This window comes from Sphingomonas sp. S6, from assembly GCF_043498045.1.
Classification (GTDB): Bacteria; Pseudomonadota; Alphaproteobacteria; order Sphingomonadales; family Sphingomonadaceae; genus Sphingomonas.
Genome location: NZ_JBIEOE010000002.1, coordinates 18,612 through 44,975, shown reverse-complemented (window position 1 = coordinate 44,975; position 26,364 = coordinate 18,612). Strand labels below are relative to the sequence as shown.

At 68.0% G+C, this 26,364-nt stretch carries 27 protein-coding genes; 17 read left to right on the top strand and 10 right to left on the bottom strand.

All coding sequences use genetic code 11. The features are described 5' to 3' along the window. Positions 1 to 31: 31 nt before the first annotated feature. From ACGVWT_RS03390 to ACGVWT_RS03380, 3 genes are all read right to left on the bottom strand, one after another. Positions 32 to 1,132 carry an ATP phosphoribosyltransferase regulatory subunit gene (locus tag ACGVWT_RS03390; RefSeq protein ID WP_315460565.1) on the bottom strand — a complete coding sequence of 367 codons (1,101 nt, stop codon included), beginning with the start codon at positions 1,130 to 1,132 and terminating at the stop codon, positions 32 to 34. A gap of 70 nt (positions 1,133 to 1,202) precedes the next feature. Continuing rightward, the gene (gene serA, locus ACGVWT_RS03385) at positions 1,203 to 2,780 is read right to left on the bottom strand and encodes a phosphoglycerate dehydrogenase (protein ID WP_315460566.1); all 1,578 of its coding nucleotides are present in this window, start codon (positions 2,778 to 2,780) and stop codon (positions 1,203 to 1,205) included. A gap of 132 nt (positions 2,781 to 2,912) precedes the next feature. Then, on the bottom strand, positions 2,913 to 4,064 hold the full coding sequence (locus ACGVWT_RS03380) for a phosphoserine transaminase (protein WP_315460567.1): 1,152 nt from the start codon (positions 4,062 to 4,064) through the stop codon (positions 2,913 to 2,915). Positions 4,065 to 4,230: 166 nt separating this feature from the next. Here ACGVWT_RS03380 and ACGVWT_RS03375 point away from each other — a divergent pair, with 166 nt between their 5' ends. Genes ACGVWT_RS03375 through ACGVWT_RS03365 form a run of 3 tightly spaced genes read left to right on the top strand, consistent with a single transcriptional unit; the run spans position 4,231 to position 6,535 of the window. Beyond that, on the top strand, positions 4,231 to 4,962 hold the full coding sequence (locus ACGVWT_RS03375) for a DUF4328 domain-containing protein (protein ID WP_315460568.1): 732 nt from the start codon (positions 4,231 to 4,233) through the stop codon (positions 4,960 to 4,962). Then, positions 4,946 to 5,620, top strand: coding sequence for an extensin family protein (locus ACGVWT_RS03370; protein ID WP_315460569.1), 675 nt, complete (start codon positions 4,946 to 4,948; stop codon positions 5,618 to 5,620). Before ACGVWT_RS03375 ends, ACGVWT_RS03370 begins: the two co-directional genes overlap by 17 nt. Before the next feature lie 39 nt (positions 5,621 to 5,659). Beyond that, positions 5,660 to 6,535, top strand: coding sequence for a TIGR00730 family Rossman fold protein (locus tag ACGVWT_RS03365; protein WP_017979919.1), 876 nt, complete (start codon positions 5,660 to 5,662; stop codon positions 6,533 to 6,535). Between the two features lie 277 nt (positions 6,536 to 6,812). Here the strand turns inward: ACGVWT_RS03365 and ACGVWT_RS03360 are convergent, their stop codons facing one another. Beyond that, positions 6,813 to 7,532 (bottom strand): cytochrome c family protein, encoded by a 720-nt coding sequence (locus ACGVWT_RS03360; protein ID WP_315460570.1) that lies wholly within the window; start codon positions 7,530 to 7,532, stop codon positions 6,813 to 6,815. Between the two features lie 114 nt (positions 7,533 to 7,646). Between ACGVWT_RS03360 and ACGVWT_RS03355 the strand changes: the two genes are divergently transcribed. After that, positions 7,647 to 8,537 (top strand): prephenate dehydratase, encoded by an 891-nt coding sequence (locus tag ACGVWT_RS03355; RefSeq protein ID WP_043061204.1) that lies wholly within the window; start codon positions 7,647 to 7,649, stop codon positions 8,535 to 8,537. Here the strand turns inward: ACGVWT_RS03355 and ACGVWT_RS03350 are convergent, their stop codons facing one another. The 5 genes from ACGVWT_RS03350 to ACGVWT_RS03330 form a co-directional block, all read right to left on the bottom strand. Further along, entirely contained in the window at positions 8,538 to 9,311 is a 774-nt protein-coding gene (locus tag ACGVWT_RS03350; protein WP_315460571.1) for a hypothetical protein, read from the bottom strand. Positions 9,312 to 9,379: 68 nt separating this feature from the next. After that, complete coding sequence (locus ACGVWT_RS03345; protein WP_315460572.1) at positions 9,380 to 9,829, bottom strand: DUF4126 domain-containing protein; 450 nt, start codon at positions 9,827 to 9,829, stop codon at positions 9,380 to 9,382. A 66-nt stretch (positions 9,830 to 9,895) separates the two neighbouring features. Continuing rightward, positions 9,896 to 11,134, bottom strand: coding sequence for a 23S rRNA (adenine(2503)-C(2))-methyltransferase RlmN (rlmN, locus tag ACGVWT_RS03340; RefSeq protein WP_241890134.1), 1,239 nt, complete (start codon positions 11,132 to 11,134; stop codon positions 9,896 to 9,898). Between the two features lie 23 nt (positions 11,135 to 11,157). After that, a complete protein-coding gene (locus ACGVWT_RS03335; RefSeq protein ID WP_315460573.1) occupies positions 11,158 to 11,634 on the bottom strand; it encodes a hypothetical protein in 477 nt (158 codons plus the stop codon). Then, complete coding sequence (locus ACGVWT_RS03330; RefSeq protein ID WP_315460574.1) at positions 11,631 to 12,278, bottom strand: histidine phosphatase family protein; 648 nt, start codon at positions 12,276 to 12,278, stop codon at positions 11,631 to 11,633. The genes ACGVWT_RS03335 and ACGVWT_RS03330 overlap by 4 nt, the downstream gene beginning before the upstream one ends. A 136-nt stretch (positions 12,279 to 12,414) precedes the next feature. Here ACGVWT_RS03330 and ACGVWT_RS03325 point away from each other — a divergent pair, with 136 nt between their 5' ends. The 12 genes from ACGVWT_RS03325 to ACGVWT_RS03270 all read left to right on the top strand — a co-directional run bounded on the left by ACGVWT_RS03325 (position 12,415) and on the right by ACGVWT_RS03270 (position 24,150). Next, the gene (locus ACGVWT_RS03325; RefSeq protein ID WP_315460575.1) at positions 12,415 to 13,020 is read left to right on the top strand and encodes a porin family protein; all 606 of its coding nucleotides are present in this window, start codon (positions 12,415 to 12,417) and stop codon (positions 13,018 to 13,020) included. A 196-nt stretch (positions 13,021 to 13,216) separates the two neighbouring features. Further along, positions 13,217 to 14,332 (top strand): DNA polymerase III subunit beta, encoded by a 1,116-nt coding sequence (dnaN, locus tag ACGVWT_RS03320; protein ID WP_017979928.1) that lies wholly within the window; start codon positions 13,217 to 13,219, stop codon positions 14,330 to 14,332. A gap of 67 nt (positions 14,333 to 14,399) precedes the next feature. Next, positions 14,400 to 14,639, top strand: a complete 240-nt coding sequence (locus tag ACGVWT_RS03315; RefSeq protein ID WP_017979929.1) for an exodeoxyribonuclease VII small subunit — start codon at positions 14,400 to 14,402, stop codon at positions 14,637 to 14,639. A gap of 4 nt (positions 14,640 to 14,643) precedes the next feature. Further along, entirely contained in the window at positions 14,644 to 15,546 is a 903-nt protein-coding gene (locus tag ACGVWT_RS03310) for a polyprenyl synthetase family protein (protein WP_315460576.1), read from the top strand. Between the two features lie 45 nt (positions 15,547 to 15,591). Beyond that, positions 15,592 to 16,098, top strand: a complete 507-nt coding sequence (gene coaD / locus ACGVWT_RS03305; RefSeq protein ID WP_017979931.1) for a pantetheine-phosphate adenylyltransferase — start codon at positions 15,592 to 15,594, stop codon at positions 16,096 to 16,098. A gap of 146 nt (positions 16,099 to 16,244) precedes the next feature. Next, positions 16,245 to 16,982: a peptidylprolyl isomerase gene (locus ACGVWT_RS03300; protein WP_315460577.1), complete on the top strand. Its 738-nt coding sequence runs from the start codon at positions 16,245 to 16,247 to the stop codon at positions 16,980 to 16,982. Continuing rightward, the gene (queA, locus tag ACGVWT_RS03295; RefSeq protein WP_315460578.1) at positions 16,979 to 18,013 is read left to right on the top strand and encodes a tRNA preQ1(34) S-adenosylmethionine ribosyltransferase-isomerase QueA; all 1,035 of its coding nucleotides are present in this window, start codon (positions 16,979 to 16,981) and stop codon (positions 18,011 to 18,013) included. Before ACGVWT_RS03300 ends, queA begins: the two co-directional genes overlap by 4 nt. Before the next feature lie 40 nt (positions 18,014 to 18,053). After that, positions 18,054 to 18,503 carry an EF-hand domain-containing protein gene (locus ACGVWT_RS03290; RefSeq protein WP_315460579.1) on the top strand — a complete coding sequence of 150 codons (450 nt, stop codon included), beginning with the start codon at positions 18,054 to 18,056 and terminating at the stop codon, positions 18,501 to 18,503. A gap of 43 nt (positions 18,504 to 18,546) precedes the next feature. After that, a complete protein-coding gene (gene tgt, locus ACGVWT_RS03285) occupies positions 18,547 to 19,683 on the top strand; it encodes a tRNA guanosine(34) transglycosylase Tgt (protein ID WP_315460580.1) in 1,137 nt (378 codons plus the stop codon). 2 nt (positions 19,684 to 19,685) lie between these two features. After that, positions 19,686 to 19,874 (top strand): hypothetical protein, encoded by a 189-nt coding sequence (locus ACGVWT_RS03280; RefSeq protein ID WP_017979936.1) that lies wholly within the window; start codon positions 19,686 to 19,688, stop codon positions 19,872 to 19,874. 187 nt (positions 19,875 to 20,061) lie between these two features. After that, entirely contained in the window at positions 20,062 to 22,893 is a 2,832-nt protein-coding gene (locus ACGVWT_RS03275; protein WP_315460581.1) for a pitrilysin family protein, read from the top strand. Between the two features lie 213 nt (positions 22,894 to 23,106). Further along, positions 23,107 to 24,150 carry a cell wall hydrolase gene (locus ACGVWT_RS03270; protein WP_315461012.1) on the top strand — a complete coding sequence of 348 codons (1,044 nt, stop codon included), beginning with the start codon at positions 23,107 to 23,109 and terminating at the stop codon, positions 24,148 to 24,150. Positions 24,151 to 24,168: 18 nt separating this feature from the next. Here the strand turns inward: ACGVWT_RS03270 and ACGVWT_RS03265 are convergent, their stop codons facing one another. Beyond that, positions 24,169 to 26,055, bottom strand: a complete 1,887-nt coding sequence (locus ACGVWT_RS03265) for a S9 family peptidase (RefSeq protein WP_394425289.1) — start codon at positions 26,053 to 26,055, stop codon at positions 24,169 to 24,171. 113 nt (positions 26,056 to 26,168) lie between these two features. Here ACGVWT_RS03265 and ACGVWT_RS03260 point away from each other — a divergent pair, with 113 nt between their 5' ends. Next, a complete protein-coding gene (locus ACGVWT_RS03260; RefSeq protein WP_315460583.1) occupies positions 26,169 to 26,342 on the top strand; it encodes a hypothetical protein in 174 nt (57 codons plus the stop codon). Positions 26,343 to 26,364: the final 22 nt, after the last annotated feature.

Genomic DNA, 26,364 nt, shown 5'->3' with positions numbered 1-26,364 from the left:
TGTGAGGGTGAGGATGAAACGATCGTTGGAACTAGAGCGTCCGCGCTGCGCCATCCGCGTACACGTGCGTCGCCAGCTGCGCCTCGGGCGTATCGTCTGTCTCCAGCGCCGCGACCGTGACCCAGCCCTTCGCGCGCATCGCCGCCCCCGCCTCGGCCGGCGTGCCGAAAGGCAGGAACAACCGCCGCCGCTCGACCGGGCCGGCCGTCGCCAGAATTGCATCGGCGTAAAGGGAGAAGCCGGTGGCCGCCTCCTCCGCGCCGCCTTCGTGCATCACCGTGTAGGTGCCGCCACGGCCCACCTCGCGCGGCGCCCCGGCGATGAACAGCGAGAACCCCAGCCACGTCTGATATTCGAAGCCATGCCGCTCGGTCGGATCGAGCGTCAGCGTGACGCCGTCGCCTAGCCCCGCGGCGATCGCGGCCAGGCCACCGAGCCGGCTCGCCAGCACACCATCGCGATCGAAGGCGCGCAGTCGTTCCAGCGCCGATGCGAACGGCCCCGCCGCCTCGACCAGCGGCAGATAATCGGGCGCCAGCGCCGCCACTGCGCCGGCATCCTTGGCGTCCAGCCGCTCGCGCAACGTGTCGATCTTGTCGGCGGCGACAGGGAACGGCCCGGCGGCCAGCGTGTCGACCAGATCGGGCAAAGTGAAGTCGATCGACAGGCCGCTCGCCCCCGCCGCGGTCAGCGCCGACACCGCGACCGACACCACTTCCTGCGCTGCGGGGATCGAATCGAGCCCGATCAGCTCGCAGCCGATCTGCCGCCATTCCCGCGCCGGCGCGAGTTCCGGACTGCGCAGCTTCAGCACGGGTCCGGCATAGGACAGGCGCACGGGCCGCGGATGATGCCCCATGCGCGTTGCCGCGATGCGTGCGATCTGCGCAGTCACGTCCGGCCGGATCGCCAGCGTCCGCTGCGACACGGGATCGACGTAGCGCACTGCATCGGTCAGCGCGCCATCCTTCAAGCGCGATCCCAACGCATCGGCATATTCCACCAACGGCGGATCGGCGCGCTCATAGCCGAAAAGGCGCGCCGCCTCCAAGGCGCGCGCCTCGATCGCCGCGGCGGCATCGGCATGGGGCGGCAGGCGGTCGCGAAAACCTTCGGGAAGCAGGGGAGTCATGATCACGCCGCCCTATCGACAGCTGCGGGACCGGGCAACGCCGTATCGCGGCGCTGCCCGGCCAGTCTCATCAGAACGCCAGGCCCATTGCGGTCTTCACGCCGGGCAGCGCCTTGACCTTGGCGAGCAGGTCCGCGCTCACCGCTTCGTCGACGGAGAGCAGCAGCACCGCCTCGCCGCCCGCCGAACGGCGGCCGAGGTGGAAGGTGCCAATGTTGACGCCCGCCTCGCCCAGCGTGGTGCCCAGACGGCCGATAAAACCCGGCGCGTCCTCGTTGACGACATAGAGCATCGGACCGGCGAGATCGGCCTCCACCTTGATGCCGAACAGCTCGACCAGGCGCGGCGCCTGATCACCGAACAACGTGCCCGCGACCGAGCGTTCGCCGTCCGCGGTCTTCACCGACACGCGCAGCAGCGTGTGGTAATCGCCCTCGCGCTCGGTCCGCACCTCGCGCACCTCGACACCGCGGTCGCGGGCGAGCAGCGGCGCATTGACCATGTTGACCGTGTCGGTCTGGTTGCGCAGGAACCCGGCAAGTACCGCGCTGACGATCGGCTTGGCGTTGAGGTCGGCCGCTGCGCCTTCGGTGTGCACCGAGATGCGCGTGATCGCGCCGGTGGTGAGCTGGCCCACCAGCGAACCCAGCTTTTCGGCAAGCGCCATGTACGGCTTCAGCTTGGGCGCTTCCTCCGCCGACAGGCTCGGCATGTTGAGTGCGTTGGTGACGCCGCCCGACACCAGGAAATCGGCCATCTGCTCCGCGACCTGGATCGCGACATTGACCTGCGCTTCGGTGGTCGATGCGCCGAGGTGCGGCGTGCTGACGAAGTTCGGCGTGCCGAACAGCGGCGACGCCTTGGCCGGCTCTTCCACAAAGACGTCGAGCGCGGCACCGGCGATATGGCCCGAGTCGAGACCTTCTTTCAGCGCTGCCTCGTCGATCAGGCCGCCGCGCGCGCAGTTGATGATGCGCACGCCCTTCTTCGTCTTGGCGAGATTCTCCGCCGACAGGATGTTGCGCGTCTGATCGGTCAGCGGCGTGTGCAGCGTGATGAAGTCGGCGCGCGCCAGCAGCTCGTCCAGCGTCACCTTCTCGACACCCATTTCGATCGCACGTTCGGGGGTGAGGAACGGATCGAACGCCACGACCTTCATCTTCAGGCCGCGCGCGCGATCGGCGACGATGCTACCGATATTGCCCGCACCGATCAGACCCAGCGTCTTCGCGGTCAACTCGACGCCCATGAAGCGGTTCTTTTCCCACTTGCCGGCCTGCGTCGACGCATCCGCCTCGGGCAGCTGGCGCGCGAGCGCGAACATCAGCGCGATGGCATGTTCGGCGGTGGTGATCGAATTGCCGAACGGCGTGTTCATCACCACGACGCCCTTGGCGCTCGCCGCGGGGATATCGACATTGTCGACGCCGATGCCGGCGCGGCCGACGACCTTCAGGTTGGTCGCGTGCTCCAGAATATCCTTGGTGACCTTGGTCGAGCTGCGGATGGCGAGGCCGTCATACTGGCCGATGATCGCCTTCAGTTCGTCCGGCGTCTTGCCGGTGATTTCGTCGACCTCGACACCGCGCTCGCGAAAGATCTGCGCGGCCTTGGGGTCCATTTTGTCGCTGATGAGGACTTTGGGCATTGAGCTATCCCTTCAAAAAGTATCGGTCGTCATCCCCGCGAAGGCGGGGATCCAGAGCCGCTGACGTTGCGACTCCTTCGACGACCTGCGTGTCTGGATTCCCGCCTTCGCGGGAATGACGAAGCGAGTGGGTTAGGCGGCGTTCTTCGCGGTCGCGTAGGCCCAGTCGAGCCACGGGCCGAGCGCCTCGATATCCGCGGTATCGACCGTCGCGCCGCACCAGATGCGCAGACCCGCCGGGGCGTCGCGATATCCGGCGACGTCGAACGCGGCGCCTTCCTTTTCCAGCGCGCCGGCCATCGCCTTGATGAACGCCTCGTCGGCGCCCTCCACGGTCAGGCACACGCTGGTCTTCGACCGCGACGCGGGGTCCGCGGCAAGATGGCCGAGCCAGTCGCGCGCGTCGACGATCCGGTCGAGCGCGGCGGCATTGGCGTCCGAGCGTGCGATCAGACCGCCCGCGCCCAGCGACTTCGCCCATTCGAGGCTCGCGATCGCATCTTCGACCGCCAGCATCGACGGCGTGTTGATCGTCTCGCCCTTGAAGATGCCCTCGGTCAGCTTGCCCTTGGATACCAAGCGGAACACCTTGGGCAACGGCCAGGCCGGCGTATAGCTTTCCAGCCGCTCGACCGCACGAGGCCCGAGGATCAGGACGCCATGACCGCCCTCGCCGCCCAGCACCTTCTGCCAGCTGAACGTCGCGACATCGATCTTCGTCCAGTCGATGTCATAGGCGAACACGCCGCTGGTCGCATCGGCGAAGGACAGGCCCTCGCGCTCCGCGGGAATGAAGTCCGCGTTCGGCACGCGCACGCCGCTGGTGGTGCCGTTCCAAGTGAACAGCACGTCGGTCGACCAGTCGATCGCATTCAAATCGGGCAGCTGGCCGTAATCGGCGCGGATGACGGTGGGGTCGATTTTGAGCTGCTTGACGGCGTCCGTCACCCAGCCTTCGCCGAAGCTTTCCCACGCGAGCGTGGTCACGGGACGCGCACCGAGCATCGTCCACATCGCCATCTCGAACGCGCCGGTATCGCTACCCGGCACGATGCCGATGCGGTGCGTGTCGGGCAGGTTCAGCAGCTCGCGCATCAGATCGATGCAATATTGGAGGCGCTGCTTGCCGATCTTGGAGCGGTGCGAACGGCCGAGCGATTCGGTAGCGAGCTTCGACGCATCCCAGCCCGGAGGCTTGGCGCAGGGACCGGAGCTGAAGAAGGGGCGTGCCGGCTTGGTCGCAGGCTTCACACCCGACGCGGGTGCGGTGGCAGTATCCGTCAATGTATCTCTCCTCACAGAGAGCGCGCGCCGCGTTGGGACGGCGTGGCCCGCCGACGGCCCTAGAGATGCGGACGCGGGCTGGCAAGTCCGGATCGGCCGAGGGCGGATTGATCTTTCACCCGCCGCATGAGTCGAATACGGTCCTATCGTGACGAGGAGGCGGACCATGTACGAACAACGCGATCCGACGAAGGCAGGCCGATTCGCCGTCATCGCGACGGCCGCCTGGATAACGCTGACTGCGATCGACGCGGCGTCGTCCGTCTATACCGTCTCCGTGCTCAACCAGTTTTCGGGCGGCGTGACGCCGGACGTAATGCGTCAGGCGCGCCTGTCAGATGCGATCAACCTGCCGACCTCGGCACTGTCCGGTATCGCCTTTTGCATCGCGGGCTTCGCGATCCTGCGCTGGATCCTGGTCACCAACCGCAACGCACACGGCTTCGCGCAAGACTCCGGCGATCAGATGACCGTCTCGCCACGCTGGTCCATCGGCTGGTTCTTCATACCGTTCGCGAACTTCTATATGCCGTTCAAGGGCGTCAGCGAGACTTGGCGGGCGACCATCAATCCTCGCGACATCGCAGCGGTGGAGGTTCCCTGGGCACTGCGGCTCTGGTGGGGGCTGTGGATCGTCACCAATTTCTGGGGCAATCTCACGTTCCGCGCCTGGCGCCATACCGATACGACCGACCAGTTGATGGCTGCCCATTCGCTCACCGCGCTCAACCTGTTGATCGACCTGCCGCTCGCCATCGTGCTGATCGGCATCATCCGCAAATTGACCGCGATGCAGCATGCGGCGCTACAGACCGGGGCGTTTCCGGCACCATCAGCCGACGGTCAGGTGCCCGCAAGCTTCGATACGCCTATAGCGGAGCATGACCTTCCGAATTGACCGTCGCCGAGCCGGACTTTCGACCGCGGCATTGATCGCGCTCACCGGTTGCGGCAGCCGCGAACGGCCCGCGCCAGCGCCGGCGCAAGCGCCACGCGCATCGATCGCCACCCCGTCGATTCGTGAAACCGCGCAATGCCTCGCCGACCTGCGGAGCATGAACGTCGCCTATCGCGTGCTGCCGGACAAGGATTACGGCAACGGCTGCGGCCTGTCCGGCGCGGTGCAGCTGGTCGAAATCGGCGTGCCCGTTCCCGGCCTGGGTGCGGTCCGCTGCGGGGAAGCGCGCGCCTTTTCGGCATGGGTGCGCAACGCGGTGGCCCCGGCCGCGTATCAGATTCTAGGCAGCGAACTGGCAAGTGTGCAGAGCATGGGCAGCTATGCCTGCCGCAACGTCGTCGGCACCGCCTATGGCGGGCGACGCTCCGGCCATGCGATCGCCAACGCAATCGACATCGGCGGCGTCACGCTGAAGAATGGGCGGCGCGTCTCGATCCTCAACGACTGGACCTCGCCGGACCCGGCGGTGCAACGCTTCCTGACGACGATTCACGCCTCGGCCTGCCGGCGGTTCGGCACGGTCCTGTCCCCGGCGTATAACGCGGCACATCGCAACCATTTGCACCTCGAGGATGATCACGCCGGCCTGTGCCGATAGGCCGTTGAGCAGGCGGAAGCTTTGCTCTACTTCCCTCGGATGACCGATACACGCGTACCCGAGCGGGTCTTCCCCCGCGCCAGCCAGGATGCCGCCTCCGCCCAACAGGCGATTTCGACGCCGCAGACCGAGCATCCCGCCTATAAGCTCGCCTTCCAGGACATGGACTTCCTGCTGCGCGAGGATCTGCGCCCCGTCCGCTTTCAGCTCGAACTGCTAAAGCCCGAACTGCTGCTGGAAGAGGCGAAGATCGCCTCCACCTTCGTCATGTACGGCTCGGCGCGTATTCCCGAGCCTGCCAAGGCGCAGGCGATGCTGGAGCTCGCCACCGACGACACGAGCCGTGCGATCGCGCAGCGACTGGTCGACAAGAGCCGCTATTACGAGGTCGCGCGCGAACTCGCCCAGATCGCCAGCCGCGTGCCGCGCGATCAGAAGGGGATGCGTCAGTTCGTCGTCTGCTCAGGGGGCGGCCCATCGATCATGGAAGCGGCCAACCGCGGCGCGACCGATGTCGGCGCCGAATCGATCGGCCTGAACATCGTCCTGCCGCACGAACAGGCGCCCAATCCCTATGTCACGCCGTCGCTGAGCTTCCAGTTCCACTATTTCGCGCTCAGGAAGATGCACTTCCTGCTCCGCGCCCGCGCACTGGCGGCATTCCCCGGCGGGTTCGGCACGTTCGACGAACTGTTCGAACTGTTGACGCTGATCCAGACCGGCAAGATCAAGCCGATCCCGGTGCTGCTGTTCGGCCGCGAATTCTGGGAAAAGGTGGTGAACTTCCAGGCGCTGGTCGACGAAGGCGTCGTCAGCCAGCGCGACCTCGGCATCTTCACCTATGTCGAAACCGCCGAAGAGGCGTGGGACGTGGTGCGCGCCTTCTACGAGGAACAGGCAAAGCAGGAGGGCTAAGCGCGGGCTCGCCGGTCAGCGCGACATTGCGCCATCTGACGGAGTACTCGTCTCCCTCGACCTCTCGCTACGCACCGTCAACCCGGGCTTGACCCGGGGTCCCGCTTCGAACGTCACGTGAGCCGGCATTGCGGCCGAAGGCTAAGCGGGACCCCGGCTCAAGGCCGGGGTGACGGGTTATGGACTTTCGCGGCCCGGTAAGATCCCGGAACACGTCCGGGGCGACGGCTGGACGTAGACGGTCCGCCACGAGAAACCTCGACGGCAGAAATCCGGTTTACTTCCCCGCCTTCGCGCCTTCCTTGGCGGCGTTGGGATCCACCGACGGCGCGCCCGATGCGGGCGTGCCGGTGTTGCCAAGGTTGTTCGCGGCGTCGGCGTTCGTCACCGAATCCTTGGCGGCGTTGGTCGCGGGCTTCTCCGGCCCGGCACCCTTTTCGCCGCCAGCTGCGGGCGCTGCACCCGCAGCCGGTGCCGCCGGCAGCGGCAGGTTAGACCCCTGGCTGTTCAGATAGGCGATGACGTTGGCGCGATCCTGCGCATTGCCGAGGCCCGCGAAGGTCATCTTCGTGCCCGGCGCGAACTTGCGCGGCGACGTCAGCCACGCGTTCATCTTGTCGAAGTCCCAGTTGCCGCCGACGCCCTTCAGCGCATCGGAGAAGGCGAAGCCGCCCTTGCCCTGGCCGATCGGCTCACCGAGCGTGCCGTACAGGTTCGGACCGATGCCGTTCGCCCCGCCCTGGTTGACGGTGTGGCAGGCGGCGCACTTCTTGAACACTTCCGCGCCCTTGGCGACATCGGCGGTCGGCAGCAGCGTCGCGATCGGCACCGCAGCGGCCTCACCGCCGCCGCCAGCTTCCTCGACGCCCTCGATCGCATAGCCCATCTTTTCGGGGCGCTCGCTGTGGAAGGCCATGCCGCCGACGATCGACAGACCGAGCGCGAGCCCGCAGGCTGCCAGCGTCCACCCGGCGATCGTATTGGTGCGGTTATCCATCTGCCTAACGCTGCCCCTGTTTTATACTTTGCGCAGCGAACCCATAGGAAAGCCGCGGGCCGTCCGCAAGCATCGCTTGCCGGTCGGCCCCCACGCCACTAGGCCCGCGGCCCCATGGAGACCTACGCCGCCCCCGCCCGCCCGATCGTCGCCGCGATGACCGCCGCCGCCGCCGCCGAGCCGGAACGCGCCGTCGCCTTTCAGGGTGCGCCGGGCGCGAACAGCCACGTCGCCGTCACCGAAACCTTTCCCGGCGGCCTGCCGCTGCCCTGTTTCAGCTTCGAGGATGCGATCGACGCGGTGCGCGACGGGCGTGCCGATTGCGCGGTCATACCGATTGAAAACTCCCTGCACGGCCGCGTCGCCGACATGCATTTTCTGCTGCCGGAATCGGGTTTGGTCATCACCGGCGAACATTTCCTGTCGATCCGCCATGCCCTGATGGGACCGGGCACGCGCGACCAGGTGCGCGAGGCGATGAGCCACCCGCAGGCGCTGGGCCAATGCCGTCACTGGCTGAAGGCGCATGGCATCGCGCAGGCCGCCTATCCCGACACGGCCGGTGCCGCAGCCTATGTGGCCGAGTTGGGCGATCCGGCGATCGCAGCACTCGCCCCGCCGGGCGCGGCGGCGATCTATGGCCTCAATCTGCTGGGCGTCGACATCGCCGATGCCGAGCACAATACCACGCGCTTTGTCGTGCTGGCGCGTGGCGGCAAGCCGCCGGTCGGCGAGGGCCCGTGGATGACGACGCTGATCTTCGAGGTGAAAAACATTCCCGCCGCGCTCTACAAAGCGATGGGCGGCTTCGCGACCAATGGCGTCAACATGACCAAGCTGGAAAGCTATCAGCGCGGCGGCCAGTTCGTGGCGACCGAATTCTTCTGCGATATCGAAGGCAAGCCGGGCGACCCCGCGGTCGATCGCGCGCTGGAGGAGCTGGGCTTCCATTCCAAATGGGTGCGCGTGCTCGGCACCTATCGTCGGGCGCGCGCGCGGGGCTGATCAGCCCGGATCGCGATCGACGATGTCATAGTGGATGCGCACCCACGCGCCGATCTGCGGCTTGCCGTTGATCCGCGGCGGGCGGACCTTGAACTGCCACGCCGCCTCGCGCAGCGCGCGGGCAAGCCCCAGGCCGGGGCGCGAATCGCCGAGCTGGACGCAGTCCTCGACCCGGTAATTGGGCGCCGTCTTGCACGCGATCTCGCCCCACGACCCCGCCGGCAGCTCGCGCGGCATATAGGGGCCGGTCTGCGATGCGCTGGGCCGGACATACCATTCGGCAGCGTAGAGCCGCTGGCCGCCAGGGCCGATGCCCGCCGACGCGCTCGTCTCGCCGGCATCGCCGTCGCCCTGTCCGTCGGTCGCGGCGAGCTGCTTTCCCGCGCTGCCGCCCGATCGGGTGGAAGGCATCTTGCCGACGTCGGACGCGCGGAAATCGTTTCTGCTGAGCACGAGATAGCCGGGGAACGGCGTCTCGACCGGGGGCGGCACCGGCGTGTCGTCGGCGGGCGTCCTAGGCGCGGCGGGCGGTTCGGGCGCAGTGCGGCGGCTCGCTTGGGCGGCGCGCGCCGGCGCCTTGGCGCTTTTCGTCGCGGTCGACTGATTGTCACCGACTGGCAGCATGTTGACGGTGAGCGAGCGGCCCGGCTCCTTCTGCACGTCGAACACGGGGGCCAGGCGGATCAGCAGCCAGACGAGCAGCAGGTGCGCGGCAATGGTCAGCGCTAGCGACAGCACCCGACGACGGTCCGACGATGGCTGATAGGACCGCATCGAGGGCCGCGCCTAGCGCGCAGCGATGATGGCCGCAATGGGCCGGCCGCTCGGCAGACGAAAAGGGCTCAGCGCGCGGGCAGACGCGCGATGGCGATCCCGCCGGCCAGCACTACCGCATCCTCGACGAAGCCGGTCGTAGTCTGGCCCCAGCGTCGCATGCCGTAGCGCCGTACCGCGAGGCCCGCATACGCCGCGGCCACTGCAGTCGTGGCTGCGACGAGCGCGCCGGTCCCGCGCCGCCGCTCGGCAAGCGCTGCGCCCGCGAATCCGGCGCTCATCGCGCGGGCGATCAGGCCTGGCAGGATCGTACGATCGGGCGCGGTCGCCATCTTGTCCCCCGCCATCTCCGCCGCCGCCAGCGCGACCGCGCCGCTAGCGACGACCGGATGCGCGAGCAGGCGAGCGCCCGGTGCCTTTGCCGGCAACGTTCCCCGGCGCGCCGCGCCGGCCGCCACCGCCAGCGGCGTCATGCCGCGCTGGCCCGCGACGAGGCCAATCAGGAAAGAGCGTAGCATGAAGGGCATCCCATAGTGGCGTTGCCCAGGTCATAACCCGCGCTACGTCAACGGGTTGCCCGGGGCTCAGCCGAGCGCCGCCATCTTTTCCTCGGCCTCGCGATCCATCTGCGCGCGGCTCTTCTTCTCCGCGGCGGTCTTAAGCTGCCCGCAGGCGGCGTCGATGTCGCGACCGCGCGGCGTACGCACCGGCGCGGAGATGCCCGCTTCGAAGATGATGTCGCTGAACCGGCGCACCCGCTCAGGCGTCGACGTGTCATAGGGCGCGCCGGGCCAGGGGTTGAAGGGGATCAGATTGACCTTGGCGGGCAGCTTGTACTTGCGCAGCAGGCGGACGAGTTCGTGCGCTTCCGCGTCCGAATCGTTCTTGTCCTTCAGCATCACATATTCGAACGTGATGCGGCGCGCATTGTTGGCACCGGGATAGTCGGCGCAAGCCTGCAACAGCTCCTCGATGCCGTATTTCTTGTTCAAGGGCACGATCTCGTCGCGCACCTCCTTGGTCACGGCATGCAGCGACACGGCGAGGTTCACGCCGATCTCTTCGCCCGCGCGCGCCATCATCGGCACGACGCCGCTGGTGCTGAGCGTGATGCGGCGCTTCGACAGCGCCAGGCCGTCGCCGTCCATCACCAGCTTCAGCGCATCGCGCACGCTATCGAAATTGTAGAGCGGCTCGCCCATGCCCATCATCACGATGTTGGTGAGCATGCGCCCCTCGGGCTGGCTCGGCCATTCGCCCAGCGCATCGCGCGCCAGCATCACCTGCCCGACGATCTCACCCGCGGTAAGGTTGCGGACGAGGCGCATCGTGCCGGTGTGGCAGAAGCGGCAGTTGAGCGTACAGCCGACCTGGCTCGACACGCACAGCGTGCCGCGATCGGCATCGGGGATAAACACCGCCTCGTAATCCTGCCCGTCGGGCGAGCGCAGCAGCCACTTACGCGTGCCGTCGGTCGACACCTGCGCCTCGACCACTTCCGGGCGGCCGATGACGAAGCGCTGCTCCAGCCACGGATGCTGCGCTTTGGCGATATCGGTCATCGCCGAAAATTCGGTCGCGCCGCGATTGTACAGCCAGTGCCAGATCTGCTTGGCGCGCAGCTTCGCCTGCCGCGGCTCCATACCGGCGTCGAGCAGGGTCTGGCGGAGTTCGTCCTTGCCGAGGCCGATGAGGTCAATCCGACCATCCTCGCGCAGCGTCTTCGCGCGCGGCACGGGCACAGGATCGATATGGCCCGGAATGGGCATGGGGGGCGCAACGCTGTCGAGCATCGCGGGCATATAGCGGAAAACCGCGTCCATTTCCATCCCGCCGCCGGGAGGGGCTATCCGACGCATCCCAGGGTTGCGGCATCGATCGCGGTGGCGGCGCCGGCGAGCAGGTAGACGTCGGCGAAGGGGCGCCCCCCGCCGCCCACCGCCTCGACGCTCATGCTCCGGCCCGAGCGCAAGGCGGCGACGATCGCACGGTCGCTGGGTGCATCGGTCGCCCAGGCGTCGAGCCCACCTGCGGCCAGTTCGAACCGGCGCTCGCCGATGGTCAGCGTAACGGGCGCCGAACGGTCGCGCTCCCGCGACAGGCGGATGTGGAGCGAGGCGCTGAGCCCGCGGCCCGGCCAGCTCGCGACGCTCGCCCAGCCCGCGCTGCGTCCACCCGCCGTCACCGGACGGGCGATGGCGTAGCAGCGGTGCGGCGCCGCATCGCGGAAGGCACCCCACCCCTTGTAGACGCCCAGCGTCTCGCGTGCGGCCGCGGGCCCCGCGACCGCCGCCGCCAGCAGCAGGACCGCCCCCAGCCTCACGCGGGGGCGTGGCCCGTGCCGCGATGGACGATCGTCTCCACGCCCCGCTCGATCATGACCAGCGACCCTTGCGGCAGCCCGTCGGCGATCGGCGCGTGCCATTCGGGGTGATCGGGCAGGCCAATCATCACCCCGCGCAGCACCCGGCTGGAGATGCCGTGCATGATCACCAGCCGGTCGCCCGGATGGTCAGCGGTCGTCGCCAGCCATGCGGTCACCCGGGCGGCGATCGCCGGATAGTCCTCGCCATCGGGCGCCGGACGCAGCAGGCCTTCGGGCGTGATCACCGGCCCCACCTCGCCCACGACATCGGCATAATAGCGCCCGCCCCAGCGCCCCATGCCGATTTCCACCAGCCGCGCGTCGTGATGCGCGCCATGCCAGTCGAGGTCCAGATGCTCGGCGATCACTGCCAGCGTTTGCAGCGCGCGGCCCGTCGGCGAAGCCCATAAGGTCAAGGCGGGCGCCGCCCCCAGCGTATCGCGCAGCGCCCGCCCCATCTCATCGGCCTGCGCGAAGCCCGCGCGCGTCAGCGGCGTATGCGGCGCGTCGCCCTGCAACCGCCGGGCTGCATTGAACACGGTTTCGCCATGTCGCGCGATAAAGTCACGGCCCTTGCGGACCGGCAGAGAGGTAGCCGTCATTGCCGCTGTCTCGGATCGCTGTGGCGCAAAAGCAACGGTTTTCCGTGTTTAGCTGAGGTTCATGCAACGCCGTTCCGTCTGGGCCATTGACCCATTGCGCCCCAGCGTTCGGGGCGCCCGTCATACGGAGTAGCTTATGCGTAACCTGATTCTCGCCGCGGTGGCCACAACCGCCCTCGCCGCCCCCGCGTTCGCGCAGACCACGGCCGGCGCGCCTTTCACCGGCCTGCGTATCGAAGGCGTCGCCGGCTATGACGCGCTGAAGGATGGCCACGATACCAGCGATGGCTTCGTCTACGGCGGCGCGGTCGGCTATGACGTGCAGCTCAACAACCTCGTCTTCGGCGCCGAGGGCGAGTTGACCGGATCGACCACCGACACGCGCACCGACAATCTGATCAACACCGGCGATCGCTTCCGCGTCGGCATGGGCCGCGACGTCTATCTCGGCGCGCGCGTCGGCGTGCCGCTCAACCCGACGACGCTCGCTTATGCCAAGGGCGGCTACACCAACGCCCGCGTCGACACCCGCTACACGCAGGGGTCGACCGAGACGCGCGATCACACCGATCTGGACGGCTTCCGCCTCGGTGCCGGTTTGGAGCACCAGATCGGCGCGAACACCTATATCAAGGGGGAATATCGCTACTCGAACTACGGCAAGGCCGACAATTCGGTCGGCCGCTACAACATCGACGTCGATCGCCACCAGCTGGTCGCCGGCGTCGGCATGCGCTTCTGATCGGAAGTCTTGTACGTCACCCCGGGCTCGACCCGGGGTGACGGGTAAGGGGCATAACGGAACCGGAATCGCGACCAATCCGCTAACCGGCTGTTAACCGGAATCGCCCGAGGGGTCGGAGTGCTTGCTCCGACCCCTTTTTCGTGGGTAGGACTGATGAGGAACACGCCCCGGACTCGGGGGACGGGGGATATCCATGAAGGCGACGATCGAACGTGCAACGCTCCTCAAGGGACTGAGCCATGTCCAGTCCGTCGTGGAGCGGCGCAACACCATCCCGATCCTGTCGAACGTGCTGCTCGAGGCGACGGCCGAGGGCCAGCTGCGGCTGATGGCGACGGACCTCGATTTGCAGATCAACGAATCGGTGCAGGCCGCGGTCGACCAGCCGGGTTCGACCACCGTGTCGGCGCACACCCTGTTCGACATCGCCCGCAAGCTGCCCGAAGGCGCGCAGGTGCAGCTGACCGCCGCCGAAGGCCGCATGACGATCGTGGCCGGCCGCGCGCGCTTCAGCCTCGGCACGTTGCCGCGCGATGACTTCCCGGTGATCGCGGAAGGCGAGCTGCCGACGCAGTTCGAGATTCCGGCGGATACGCTGAAGCAGATCATCGACAAGACGCGCTTCGCCATCTCGACCGAAGAAACGCGTTATTACCTCAACGGCATCTTCCTGCACGTCCAGGACGAAGCGTCGGAGCCGACGCTGAAGGCCGCCGCCACCGATGGCCACCGTCTCGCCCGCGTCACGCTGCCGCGCCCGGAAGGTGCCGCCGGCATGCCCGACGTGATCGTGCCGCGGAAGTGCGTCGGTGAATTGCGCAAGCTCCTCGATGAGATCGACGGCTCGGTCGGCGTGTCGCTTTCGGGCACCAAGATCCGCTTCGACCTGGGCAATGCCATCCTGACCAGCAAGCTGATCGACGGCACCTTCCCCGATTACAGCCGCGTCATCCCGACCGCGAACGACAAGATCCTCAAGCTCGATCCCAAGAGCTTCATGGAGGGCGTCGATCGCGTGTCCACGATCGCGACCGAAAAGACCCGCGCGGTGAAGATGGCGCTCGATCGCGACAAGATCACCTTGTCGGTTACCAGCCCCGAAAACGGCACCGCCGCCGAAGAGGTGCCGGGCGACTATGCCGCGATGCCGTTCGAGATCGGCTTCAACAGCCGCTATCTGCTCGACATCCTTGGCCAGATCGATGGCGACGTGGTGGAGGTGCATCTCAACGATGCCGCCGCACCGACGCTGATCCGCGAAAACGACAAGGCGCCCGCACTCTACGTGCTCATGCCGATGCGCGTCTGATTCGGGTAAGCGGCGGGCTCTGCGCGCATCCTTGCGTGCGTCCCGCCGCTGCCCCATAGCGACGCGCATGGATACGCCGATCGAAACCCTGTCGTTCGAAGACGCTCTGAAGGAACTGGAACGCATCGTCAGCCGCCTCGAAAGCGGCGAAGCGACGCTCGACGAATCGATCCAGCTCTACGAACGCGGCGATCGGCTGCGCCAGCGCTGCGCCGACCGGCTCGACGCGGCACAGGCCCGGATCGAGGCGATCCGCCTCGATGCCGAGGGCAAGGCCGCCGGCACCCGCCCCTTTGCCGCAGGCTGATCCGATGACCAGCGCGACCGCGCCCTCGCTCGACCAGGCGCTTGCCGCCGTCGCCGCGGATATCGACGCGCGCTTCGACCGGCTGCTCGCCGTGCCCGCGGATCCGCGCGCAGACCTGTACCAGGCGATGCGCCATGCCGCGATCGGTGGCGGCAAGCGGCTGCGCCCGCTGCTGCTGTGCGCGACGGCCGACCTGTTCGGCGTCGACCGCGACTGCGCGGGCGAGGTCGCGATGGCGGTCGAGGCGATCCACGTCTATTCGCTGATCCACGACGATCTGCCCGCGATGGACGACGACGACATGCGTCGCGGCAAACCGACGGTCCATAAGGCGTTCGACGAGGCGACCGCGATCCTGGCGGGCGATTGCCTGCACGCACTCGCCTTCGAAGTGCTCGCCGATCCCGCGACGCATGCCGACCCCTTCGTTCGCGCCGAACTGGTGATGGAACTGGCGCGCGCCTCCGGCCCGTCGGGCATGGCGGGCGGGCAGATGATGGACCTCGTCGCCGAGCGCATGACGTTCGACCTCGCCACCGTCACCCGGCTGCAGCAGATGAAGACCGGGGCGCTGATCGGGGTGTCGGTGGAAATGGGGGCGATCCTGGGGCGTGTCCCGCCAGAGGGGCGCCGCAGCTTGCGCGGCTATGCGCACGACCTGGGCCTCGCCTTCCAGATCGCCGACGATCTGCTCGATGCCGAGGGCGACGAAGCGGTGGTCGGCAAGGCGTTGCGCAAGGATGGCGCGGCCGGCAAGGAGACGTTCCTGTCGCTGCTCGGCGTCGAACGCGCGCGCGACCAATGCCGCATGCTCGTCGATCAGGCGATCGCGCACCTGCATGCCTTCGGGTCGGAAGCCGATGTGCTGCGCGCGGTGGCACGCTACGTCGTCGAGCGGGATCGCTGACCGACATTCACGAAACACCATAAGCATCGAACACAGGGGGCGGACATGAGCGAGCGGATCGGCGTCTATCCGGGCACCTTCGACCCCATCACTTTGGGGCATATGGACATCATCCGCCGCGGCGCCAAGCTGGTCGACCGGCTGGTGATCGGCGTGACGACCAACCCCTCCAAGTCCCCCATGTTCAGCCTCGACGAGCGCATGGCGATCGTCCGCCGCGAGGTAGAGGGGATCGCCGGATCGATCGACGTCGTCGCCTTCGATTCGCTGCTGATGGACTTCGCCGAGCGCGAGGGCGCCAAGGTCATCGTCCGCGGCCTGCGCGCCGTCGCCGATTTCGAATATGAATATCAGATGGCCGGCATGAACCAGCAGATCAATCCGCGCGTCGAAACCGTCTTCCTGATGGCCGATGTCGCGCTGCAGCCGATCGCCAGCCGGCTAGTCAAGGAGATCGCGATGTTCGGCGGCCCGATCCAGCGCTTCGTCACGCCGACGGTGTGCGAGGAAGTGGTGGCGCGCGTCGAGAAGCTGGGCCGACGGGGCAGCTGAGAGCTCCTCTCCCTGCCGTCACCCCGGAATCGTTCCGGAGTGACGAAGCGAGAACGGCACCCCGCCCCATTGCCGCCACGATGTTCAGTTTGGTGCAACCTGCGATTTGCTCTAAGCCGCCTCGCATCACCTAGGTTGGGAATCTCATGCGCCCGTTCGCCCGTCTGTTTGCGTTTCTGTTGTGCCTGTTCGCCGCGCCTGCCTTTGCACAGAGCGTTCCCGGCACCGACGACGTCACCCAGCGCGCGACGCCGCCGCTGACCACCGACAAGGAAAACCTCTGGCTGCTCGACCTGTCGGACGGTGGCCGCGTCACCATCTGGCTACGTCCCGACGTGGCGCCCAAGATGGTCGAGCGGATCAAGATGCTCACCCGCCAGCATTTCTATGACGGCCTCGCCTTTCACCGCGTGATCGACGGCTTCATGGCGCAGGGCGGCGATCCCAAGGGTGACGGCACCGGCGGATCGACGCTGCCCAACGTGCCGTCGGAGTTCAACTATCTGCCCCACGTCCGCGGCGCGGTGTCGGCGGCGCGCGCGGACGATCCGAACAGCGCGAACAGCCAGTTCTTCATCGTCTTCCAGCCGAAGCTCAGCCTCGACAAGAAGTACACCGTCTTCGGTCGGGTGATTGATGGTATGCAGTATGTCGATGCTATTCAGCGTGGCGAGCCGCCCGCGGATCCGACCAAGATCGTCCATGCGTACATCGCCGCCGACAATCCGCCTGCCTACACCCCCGCGCCTGCTCCGGCCCCGGTGACGCTTGGCGCGCCCGTGACGCTGCCGGGCGGCGAATCGGCCGGTACCGCCGCGCCGAAGAAGGCGGTCGCCCCGGCCCGCAAGACGGCGCCCGCCAAGAAGGCGCCTGCCCGCAAGTGAAGGTCGACCTCTTCGATTTCGAGCTGCCGGCCGAGCGGATCGCGCTGCGGCCCGCCGCTCCGCGCGATTCGGCACGGCTGCTGGTGTTGGACGGCGATGCGACGCGCGACCGCATCGTCCGCGACCTGCCGGCCGAATTGCGCGCAGGCGATTGCCTGGTCTTCAACGACACGCGCGTCATCCCCGCGCAGCTTGAGGGGCGACGCGGCGAGGCGAAGATCGGCGCGACGCTGCACAAGCGCGAAGGACCGCGCCGCTGGCGCGCCTTCGTCCGCAACGCGCGCCGCCTGCGCGACGGTGACAGCATCGATTTTGGGTCGGGCGTCACCGCCATCGCCACCGATCGCGGCGAGGATGGCAGCCTCGCACTCGACTTCTCGGGGGACGAGCCGGTCGAGCTGCTGCTCGAACGCGCTGGCCGCATGCCGCTGCCGCCCTATATCGCCGCCAAGCGCCCCACCGACGCGCGCGACGCCGACGATTACCAGACGATGTTCGCGGCCGAACCCGGCGCCGTCGCCGCGCCCACGGCGGCGCTGCACTTCACGCCGGATCTGATCGCCGCGCTGGATGCCGCCGGCGTCGGCCACGAGACGCTGACGCTGCACGTCGGCGCCGGCACCTTTCTGCCCGTCAAGGCGGACGACACCGATGACCACCGGATGCACGCCGAATGGGGCCGCATCGACGCCGCCACCGCCGATCGCTTGAACGCGGTCCGCGCACGCGGCGGCCGGGTGATCGCGGTCGGCACCACCTCGCTGCGCCTGATCGAAAGCGCGAGCGGCACGGATCGCGTCATCCGCCCTTTCGAAGGCGACACCGCGATCTTCATCACCCCCGGCTACACCTTCCGCGGCATCGACGGCCTGCTCACCAACTTCCACCTGCCCAAATCGACGCTGTTCATGCTCGTCTCGGCACTGATGGGGCGCGAGCGGATGCAGGCGGCGTACGCGCATGCCATTGCCAACGGCTACCGCTTCTATTCCTACGGCGACGCCTCGCTGCTGCTGCCGACACGCGGATAGCGATGGCGTACGGGTCTGCCCGCTGGCATGATCGCGGCCGATGCTGCTGACGCTTCTTCTTCAGGCGGCGACGCCTGTAGCCGCCCCGGCCCAGCCGCCCGCAACGCTGGTCGTCGAGCCGGTTGCGATGGCGATCGCCGCATTCGACAGCGACGGCGACGGCCGCACCACCCGCGCCGAGCTTGCCGCGGGCGTGGGGCGCAGCTTCGCCGCGATCGACACCGCTCACACCGGCTCGCTCGGCTATATCGCGTTCGCCGACTGGTCGACGCGCTGGCTGGGCGATCCCAATGCGCTGCCCAGCCCCTTCGAAGTGGATAGCGATGGTGACAACCGCATCACGCTCGCCGAATTGCAGGCGGCGATGGCGCGGGTGTTCGCGCGGCTCGACGTCGACAAGGACGGCGCCGTCACACGGAAAGAATGTTTGACGATCCGCAGCATGGCACCCCGCGCCCCCGATCCGCGCGGCGGCAAGCGCAAGCGGTAGCGGCGGCTCGACACCGCTGACCGCTTTCGCCAAAGCGCACGACATGTCTTCCCGTTTCGCCTTCACCATCGCCGCCACCGACGGCCGCGCGCGCACTGGCACGATCCAGATGCAGCGTGGGGTCATCCGTACGCCCGCCTTCATGCCGGTCGGCACCGCCGCCACCGTGAAGGCGATGAAGCCCGCCGACGTCGCCAACGCGGGCGCCGACATCATTCTCGGCAACACCTATCACCTGATGCTGCGCCCCGGCGCGGAACGGGTCGCGCGGCTGGGCGGGCTCCACGGCTTCATGGGCTGGGACAAACCGATCCTGACCGATTCGGGTGGCTATCAGGTGATGAGCCTCGCCGACCTGACCAAGCGATCCGAAGAGGGCGTGTCGTTCAAGAGCCACCTCGATGGCACGCGCCACCTGCTCAGTCCGGAGCGATCGATCGAGATCCAGCGACTGCTCGGCTCCAATATCGTGATGGCGTTCGACGAATTGGTACCGACGACCTCGACGCGCGAGGTCCAGGCCGCGGCGATGGAACGCTCGATGCGCTGGGCGAAGCGCAGCCGCGATGCGTTCGACAGTGGCGGCGAGCATGCCGACAACAATGCGATCTTCGGCATCCAGCAGGGCGCGCTCGACGAGTCCTTCCGCAAGGCGAGCGCCGATGCGCTGATCGACATCGGCTTCGATGGCTATGCGGTCGGCGGCCTAGCGGTCGGCGAAGGGCAGGAGGCGATGTTCGGCTGCCTCGACTTCGCCCCGGGGCAATTGCCGCAGGACAAGCCGCGCTATCTGATGGGCGTCGGCAAACCCGACGATATCGTCGGCGCGGTGGAACGCGGCATCGACATGTTCGACTGCGTCATGCCGACGCGCTCGGGGCGGACCGGCCAGGCGTTCACCCGCAACGGCCCGATCAACCTGCGCAATGCGAAGTTCGGCGAGGATCAGGCACCGCTCGACCCGGCGTGCGGCTGTCCGGTCTGTGCGACCTGGAGCCGCGCCTATATCCACCACCTCGTCCGCGCGGGTGAAATTCTGGGTGCGATGTTGATGACCGAACATAACATCTGGTTCTACGAAGCCTTGATGGCGGACCTCAGAGCCGCCATTGCGGCCGGTGAACTGACCTCGTTCGCGAATGGTTTTCGCGCAGCGTATCAACGGGGCAAGGGAGAGTGAGTATGTCGGATCAGCCCAACGAGATCCTCGAAGCCGCCGCTGCGGCCAAGGCGCAGCAGGATGCCGCCGCGCAGGCCAAGGTGCAGGGCCGCAAGAGCCATTGGCCGATGCGTATCATCGGCGTCGGCATCGGATCGGCCGCGGTCGCCGCGGCGGTGCTGTTCGCCAATTCGGGGAAGAAGAAGGACTGACCTCAAGCCATCGTCATCCCCGCGCAGGCGGGGATCCAGACGCGCAGGTCCCGCGATGGGGCCGCGACGGTAGCGGTTCTGGATTCCCGCCTGTGCGGGAATGACGACGCAGCCTGAGGGGCGATTGACACCATCCCCAACCTCCGGTTCAACCGACGGCATCATCTCGTCCTAACCGGAGCATCCCATGCGCCTCGTTCGTGCCGCCCTTCTGCTCGGGGCCGCGCTGCTCCCCCTCGCCGCCAATGCGCAGACCGCCGCGCCTGCCGCGACCGTCGTCAAGCCGATCGCCTATACCGAGCGCACGCTGCCGAACGGCCTGCGCGTCTATGCGCTGCGCGACACGTCGACGCCCAATGTCGCGGTGCAGGTGTGGTATGATGTCGGGTCGAAGGACGATCCCAAGGGCCGCTCGGGCTTCGCGCACATGTTCGAGCATCTGATGTTCAAGGCGACGCGCAACCTCGTTTCCGAACAGATGGACCGCCTGACCGAGGACGTCGGCGGCTATAACAACGCCTCGACCAACGACGATTACACCAATTATTACGAGGTCGTCCCCGCCAACCATCTGCAGCGGCTGCTGTTCGCCGAAGCCGATCGCATGGCGAGCCTGGTGGTCGAACCCAAGAGCTTCGCATCCGAGCGCGACGTGGTGAAGGAAGAGCTGCGGCAGTCCACGCTCGCCCGCCCCTACGGCAAGCTGTTCTCCACCTATCTGTCGGCAGCATCCTACACGACGCACCCCTATGCGCGATCGACGATCGGCAGCATCGAGAATCTGGAAGCCGCCTCGATCGACGACGTCCGCGCCTTCCACGCCACCTATTACCGGCCGGACAATGCGATTCTGGTGGTCGCCGGCAATTTCGATCCCAAGCAGCTCGACGCCTGGGTGGATCGCTATTTCAGCAAGATCGTGCGGCCGACGACAGCGATCCCGCGCGTCACCGTGCAGGAACCGATGCGCGCCAAGCCGGTGAGCTATACCGTCTACGAACCCAACACGCCTTTGCCCGCGGTCGTCATGACCTGGCACGTCCCCGCCGACCGTAGCGCCGACATTCCTGCGCTGACCGTGCTCAACACGATCCTGTCGACGGGCGAGAGCAGCCGGATGTACGAGAGCCTCGTCTATCGCGACCAGCTGGCGCAGGATGCCTCATCCTTCCTCGACAGCAAGCAGGGCACGGGCAACCTCGTCGCCTATGCGATCCTGGCCGACGGCAAGACCGCGGACCAGGGCGAGGCTGCGCTGAAGCGCGAGATCGCGCGGTTCCGCGACGCGCCGGTCAGTGCCGCCGAACTCGCGGAGGCGAAGAACGAGATCGTCACCGCCGCGATCAAGAGCCGTGAAACCGCGGAGGGCAAGGCGCGCCTGCTCGCCTCGTCGGTGATCATCGATGGCGATCCCCGCGCCGCCGATCGCCAGCTCGCCGCGATCCAGCAGGTCACCGCCGCCGACGTGCAGCGCGTCGCGCGTCAGTATCTGGGGGACGCCCAGTCCGCGACGATCCGCTATCTGCCCGACAGCGCCAAGCCGGCCGGCCAGACCGGCGACAGGATCGCGGTCGCGCCGACCGTGCGGACCGAAGCGCTGACCCCGCCCGCCGACATCGCGATCGTCACGCCCGCACCCGAAGGCCAGCGCATCCTGCCGCCCGCCCCCGGCGCGCCGGTCACCGCCAACCTGCCGCAGCCGGTCGAGGCGCGGCTCGCCAACGGTCTGCGCGTCGTCACGGTCGAGCGTCACGACCTGCCGATCGCCACCGCCTATCTGGTTGGCACGGGCGGCCAGGCGCTCGATCCGGCGGATCGTTCGGGCGTCAGCAGCCTCGCCGCCAATCTGATGACCAAGGGCACGACGACGCGCTCGGCGACCGAGATCGCACGTCAGGTCGAAAGCCTGGGTGGCTCGATCGGTGCCAATGCGGCAAGCGAAGGCGGCAGCGTCGAGGTGACGGTAAAGTCCGACCAGCTGGCCCCGGCCCTCAACATCCTGGCCGATGTGGCGCAGCATCCCGTCTTCGCGCCCGAGGAACTGGAGCGCGCCCGGACGCAGCAGGTCGACGCGGTGAAGGTCGCGATGAAGAACCCGGCGCAGCTCGCCGCCCTGGTCGCCGACCGCGCGACCTTCGGCGCCTCGCCCTATGGCGCACCCGGATCGGGCACGCCGGCATCGCTGAAGGCGATCACCCGCGCCGACGTCACCGCCGCCTACGCTCGCACTTGGCGGCCCGATCAGGCCACGCTGATCCTGGTCGGCGACGTGACGCCGGCACAGGCAGAGGCGCTCGCCAAGGCGCAGTTCGGCGGCTGGCGTGCGCCGGCGGGCGCGCCGACGCCACTGCCGGCGGTCGGCACGCTGCCGGCGCCGCGCACCGTCGTCGTCGACATGCCGGGCGCGGGCCAGGCGGGCGTCGTCGTCGAACGCGTCGCCATCCCGCGGTCCGATCCGCGCTATTATCCCTTTGCGGTCGCCAACACGGTGCTGGGCGGCGGCTTTTCGTCGCGGCTGAACCAGGAAGTGCGGATCAAGCGCGGCCTTGCGTATGGCGCGGGCAGCAGCGTCGATGCGGCGCGGACCACGGGCAGCATCGCGGCGCGCACGCAGACCAAGAACCAGACCGCAGCAGAGGTCGTCTCGCTGATGACCGCCGAAATGGCGCGGATGGGCGCGACGCCAGTGCCCGAGGCGGAGCTGTCGACGCGCAAGGCGGTGCTGGTCGGCAATTTCGGCCGTGGCGTCGAGACGACCGACGGGATCGCCGGGATCATCGGCGAATATGTGCTCGACGGCGTGCCGCTGACCGAATTGCAGCGCTACACCGCAAAGGTGGAGGCGGTGACGCCGGCGGCAGTGCAGGCGGCATCGGCGGAGCTGCTCGATCCCAAGGCGGCGAGCGTCGCCGTGGTGGGCGACGCCAAGCAGTTCCTCACGCCGCTGAAGGCGGCGCGCCCGGCCACCGAAACGCTGACCGAGGGCGAACTGAAGCTGGACAGCGCGACGCTGAAGTAAGTGCGCAGGTGGGCGGGGCACGCGACGTCTGCCCCGCCCACCTCGTCACCCCGGATGTGTTCCGGTGACGCTTTGCGTGGGGAAGCCGCCCCCAAATTCCTACCGCTCAGCCCTGTCGTGCCACTCCGGCACGCCCGGAAATCCATGGCGGACGCAGCACGTGCCTTACGCTATGGCGGCGGCATGCAGGTCCGCAGGCAGACGATCCGGAGGTTGACGCGGGCGTGGATCGCACTCGTGGCGGTCGGGCTGTTCGTGCTCGCGTTGATCGTCGCGCAGGGCGCATGGCGGGCGATCGCGGCGCATGGGGCCGGCGATCCGCCGCCGATGCCCGCCCCCGCCGGCTATGAGGCGGAAGATCATTTCCCCGGCGCCGCCCTGCTCTACACCGATGTCGCCACCCCCGTAGCGTCGAGGGCGAGCGACGGCGCCGCCCCTGCCCCGGGCGTGACCGGTACGATTGCCCTGCCCGCCACGCCGGTCTCTGCGGCGCTCGCGGCGGCGGCGATGCGCGCCGATGCCGGCGTGGTCGCCGCTGCACCCTTTTCCACCAAGACCGCCTCCAGCGTCGATCGCGCCCGCGCGCTCGAATGCCTCACCGCCGCCATCTATTACGAGGCCGCGTCCGAACCCGACGCCGGCCAGCTCGCCGTGGCGCAGGTGATCCTGAACCGCGTGCGTCATCCGGCCTTCCCGCACACGGTGTGCGGCGTCGTCTATCAGGGGTCCGAGCGGTCAGGCTGCCAGTTCAGCTTCGCCTGCGACGGCGCGATGGCACGGGTGCCGTCGCGGGCTGCCTGGATCAGGGCGGCACGCCATGCCGGCATGGCGCTCGCCGGATATGTCTACGCACCCGTCGGGCTGGCGACGCATTACCACACCTATGCCGTGACGCCCGCCTGGAACCGCAGCCTGGTGATGACCGACGTGGTCGGCGCGCATCTATTCCACCGATGGAAGGGCTATTGGGGCACCAGCGCCGCGTTCAGCGCGCCCTATCGCGGCGGCGAGCCGGTTCCCGGCCCGCACATGCCCCTGATCGCGCCACCCGTTGCGACGTCGCCAGCGCTGATCGCCAGCGTTGCGCCGGTGCCGCCGATGACGCGGCCCGAGCAGGTCCAGCCCGGCTATGCGGCGAGCGGCAGCTATATCGTGCCGCCCGCCGCGACACCGGACAAGGCACGCCCGACCGACAACCTGCCCGCGGCACCCCAGGTGCTCGACCGGTTCAAGGATTCGGGCAAGCCCCTGCTCTGACGCCTTACTTCGCGTTCTTCACATAGGTGTCGAACCACGCGATCGCCCGCGCGCGACGTCGGCAGCCTGCGCCGGCGCGGTCACGCAATGGCCGGCATCGGGATAGATCACCAGGCTGACCGGCACGCCCTTGGCCTTCAGCGCGTGCCACCATTCGACCGACTGGGTCGGCGGCACCTCGATATCGCGCTCGCCGACATAGATGAACGTCGGGGTCTGCGCGCTCTTCAGGCGGTACACCGCCGACACGTCCTCATAGGCCTTCATGTCGTCGTACATCGACTTGCCGAAGAACGGCAGCATCCACTGGTCGATGCCGTTGGTGCCATAATAGCTGATCCAGTTCGAAATGCCGGCGCCCGCGACGATACCCTTGAACCGGTTCGTCTGCGTGTTCGCCCACATCGTCATGAAGCCGCCATAGCTGCACCCGCCCAGCCCCAGCCGGTTGTCGTCGATCGGCGCGACGCGCTCGACCGCGTCGATCCCGGCGAGGATGTCGCGCAGATCGCCGCCGCCGAAATCGCGCTTGTTGGCGGCGGTGAACGCCTCGCCCTGGCCGAAGCTGCCGCGAGCGTTGGGCAGGAAGACGTAATAGCCCGCCTTCAGCAGAGCGCCGTTCATCGAATTGGGTGTGACATAGCCCGGTACCGACGCCGACGACGGGCCGCCGTGGACCATCGTGATCATCGGCGCCTTGCCTGCGGACGGGGTCAGGGGCGCGAGCAGCCAGCCCTGCACGTCATAGCCTTCGTTCTTCCAGCTGACGCTCTTCGCACCCGTGAGCGCGGGCGCGGCGTCATTGTCGTGCGTGACCTGCCGCACCGCGGCGATCGGGCCGGCGTAGATCGCCGGCGCATGTTCATAATCCTGCACGACGGCAGCGACCGCGCGCCCATCCGCCGAGAAGGCGGCGCGGCCGTCGCCCGCGCTGGCCGTGGCAGGCTTGGCGAACCCGGGAGCGACGGGCTTGCCGGGCACCAGCGTGCCGAATTGCGTCGCGTCCCCCGCCAGCGTGACCGTACGCAGGCCGCCCGCCGTCCAGTCGAGCGTCGTCACCGTCGACTTGGCGCCCGCGGTGATGTTGGTCGGCGTACCGCCCGCGACGGACACGGTGAAGACGTCGCCGCCGATCGAGCCGTAATCGCTCATCAGGCCACCGATATAGGCCACCGTTCGGCCGTCGGGCGAGACGCGAGGATGCTTAATCTGCGTCGCGGGCTTGGCGATCGAGCGCACCGCGCCGCTCTGCGCATCGATCGCGTCGAGCGTCGCCACCCACCAATTGTTGTCGCCATTGCCCAGCGCCGTCGTCGCGACGAAGCCGCGCCCATCCGGCGTCCAGTCATATTCGTAGACGTAGCGGCCAGCCGGCGACAGCGGCGTCACGGTCGACGACGGGCTGGCGACATCGAACACCGCCAGCCTCTGCTCATCGTTCTTCTCGCCGATCTCGCCGATCATCCGCACGCCCGGCTGCGTCGCGCCTGCTTCCTTTTCGGCGCCCAGCGTCACCAGCAGCGCGATGCGCTTGCCGTCGGGCGAGACGCGCGGCGTCTGCGCGATGCCGGGGACGGTCGCGATCGTCCGCGTCGCCGTGCCGGTCGCATAGTCGAGCATCACGCCCTTGCTGGCCGGATCGCGCGCAAGGAACACGAGGTCGCCATTGGGCGCGAAGCTCAGGTCGGAATAGCCGCAGGTCGCGCAGGGATCGATCGTCCGCAGCACGCGCCCGTCGGTCGCACTGCGCAGCGTGATGACGGTATGGCCGCCGCTGCTTTCGATCGTCGCGGTACGGCTGCCGTCAGGGGCGATGGCGAGGCCGTAATATTGGTGAAGCCCTTGTGCGACCGCGGGCGCAGCGACGGCGGTGGCGAGCAGGGCGGCGAACAGGGTCTGACGCATCGGAACTCCGGGCAAGGCGGGATATCCCCGCCATGCTTAACCGAAGAGCGCGGCGCGGCAAGCGGAACGGCGCCCTGCCGCCGGCCGTTCGTGTCGGCATAAGGAGAGACAGCATGCCCCATTCGTCCGACGACGCCGCCACGCCCACCACCGAAACGCGCGCGCCCAATCTGTCGACCGAGCACCAACGCGACGGCGACGCCCGCCGTCCCAGCGAAACGCTCGACAAGGGCCAGCCCAAGGGCGAGACGATCCCGCGCCAATCCTCGCTGCTCGGCAACGACTGACACGAAAAAGGGCGGCCCGCCA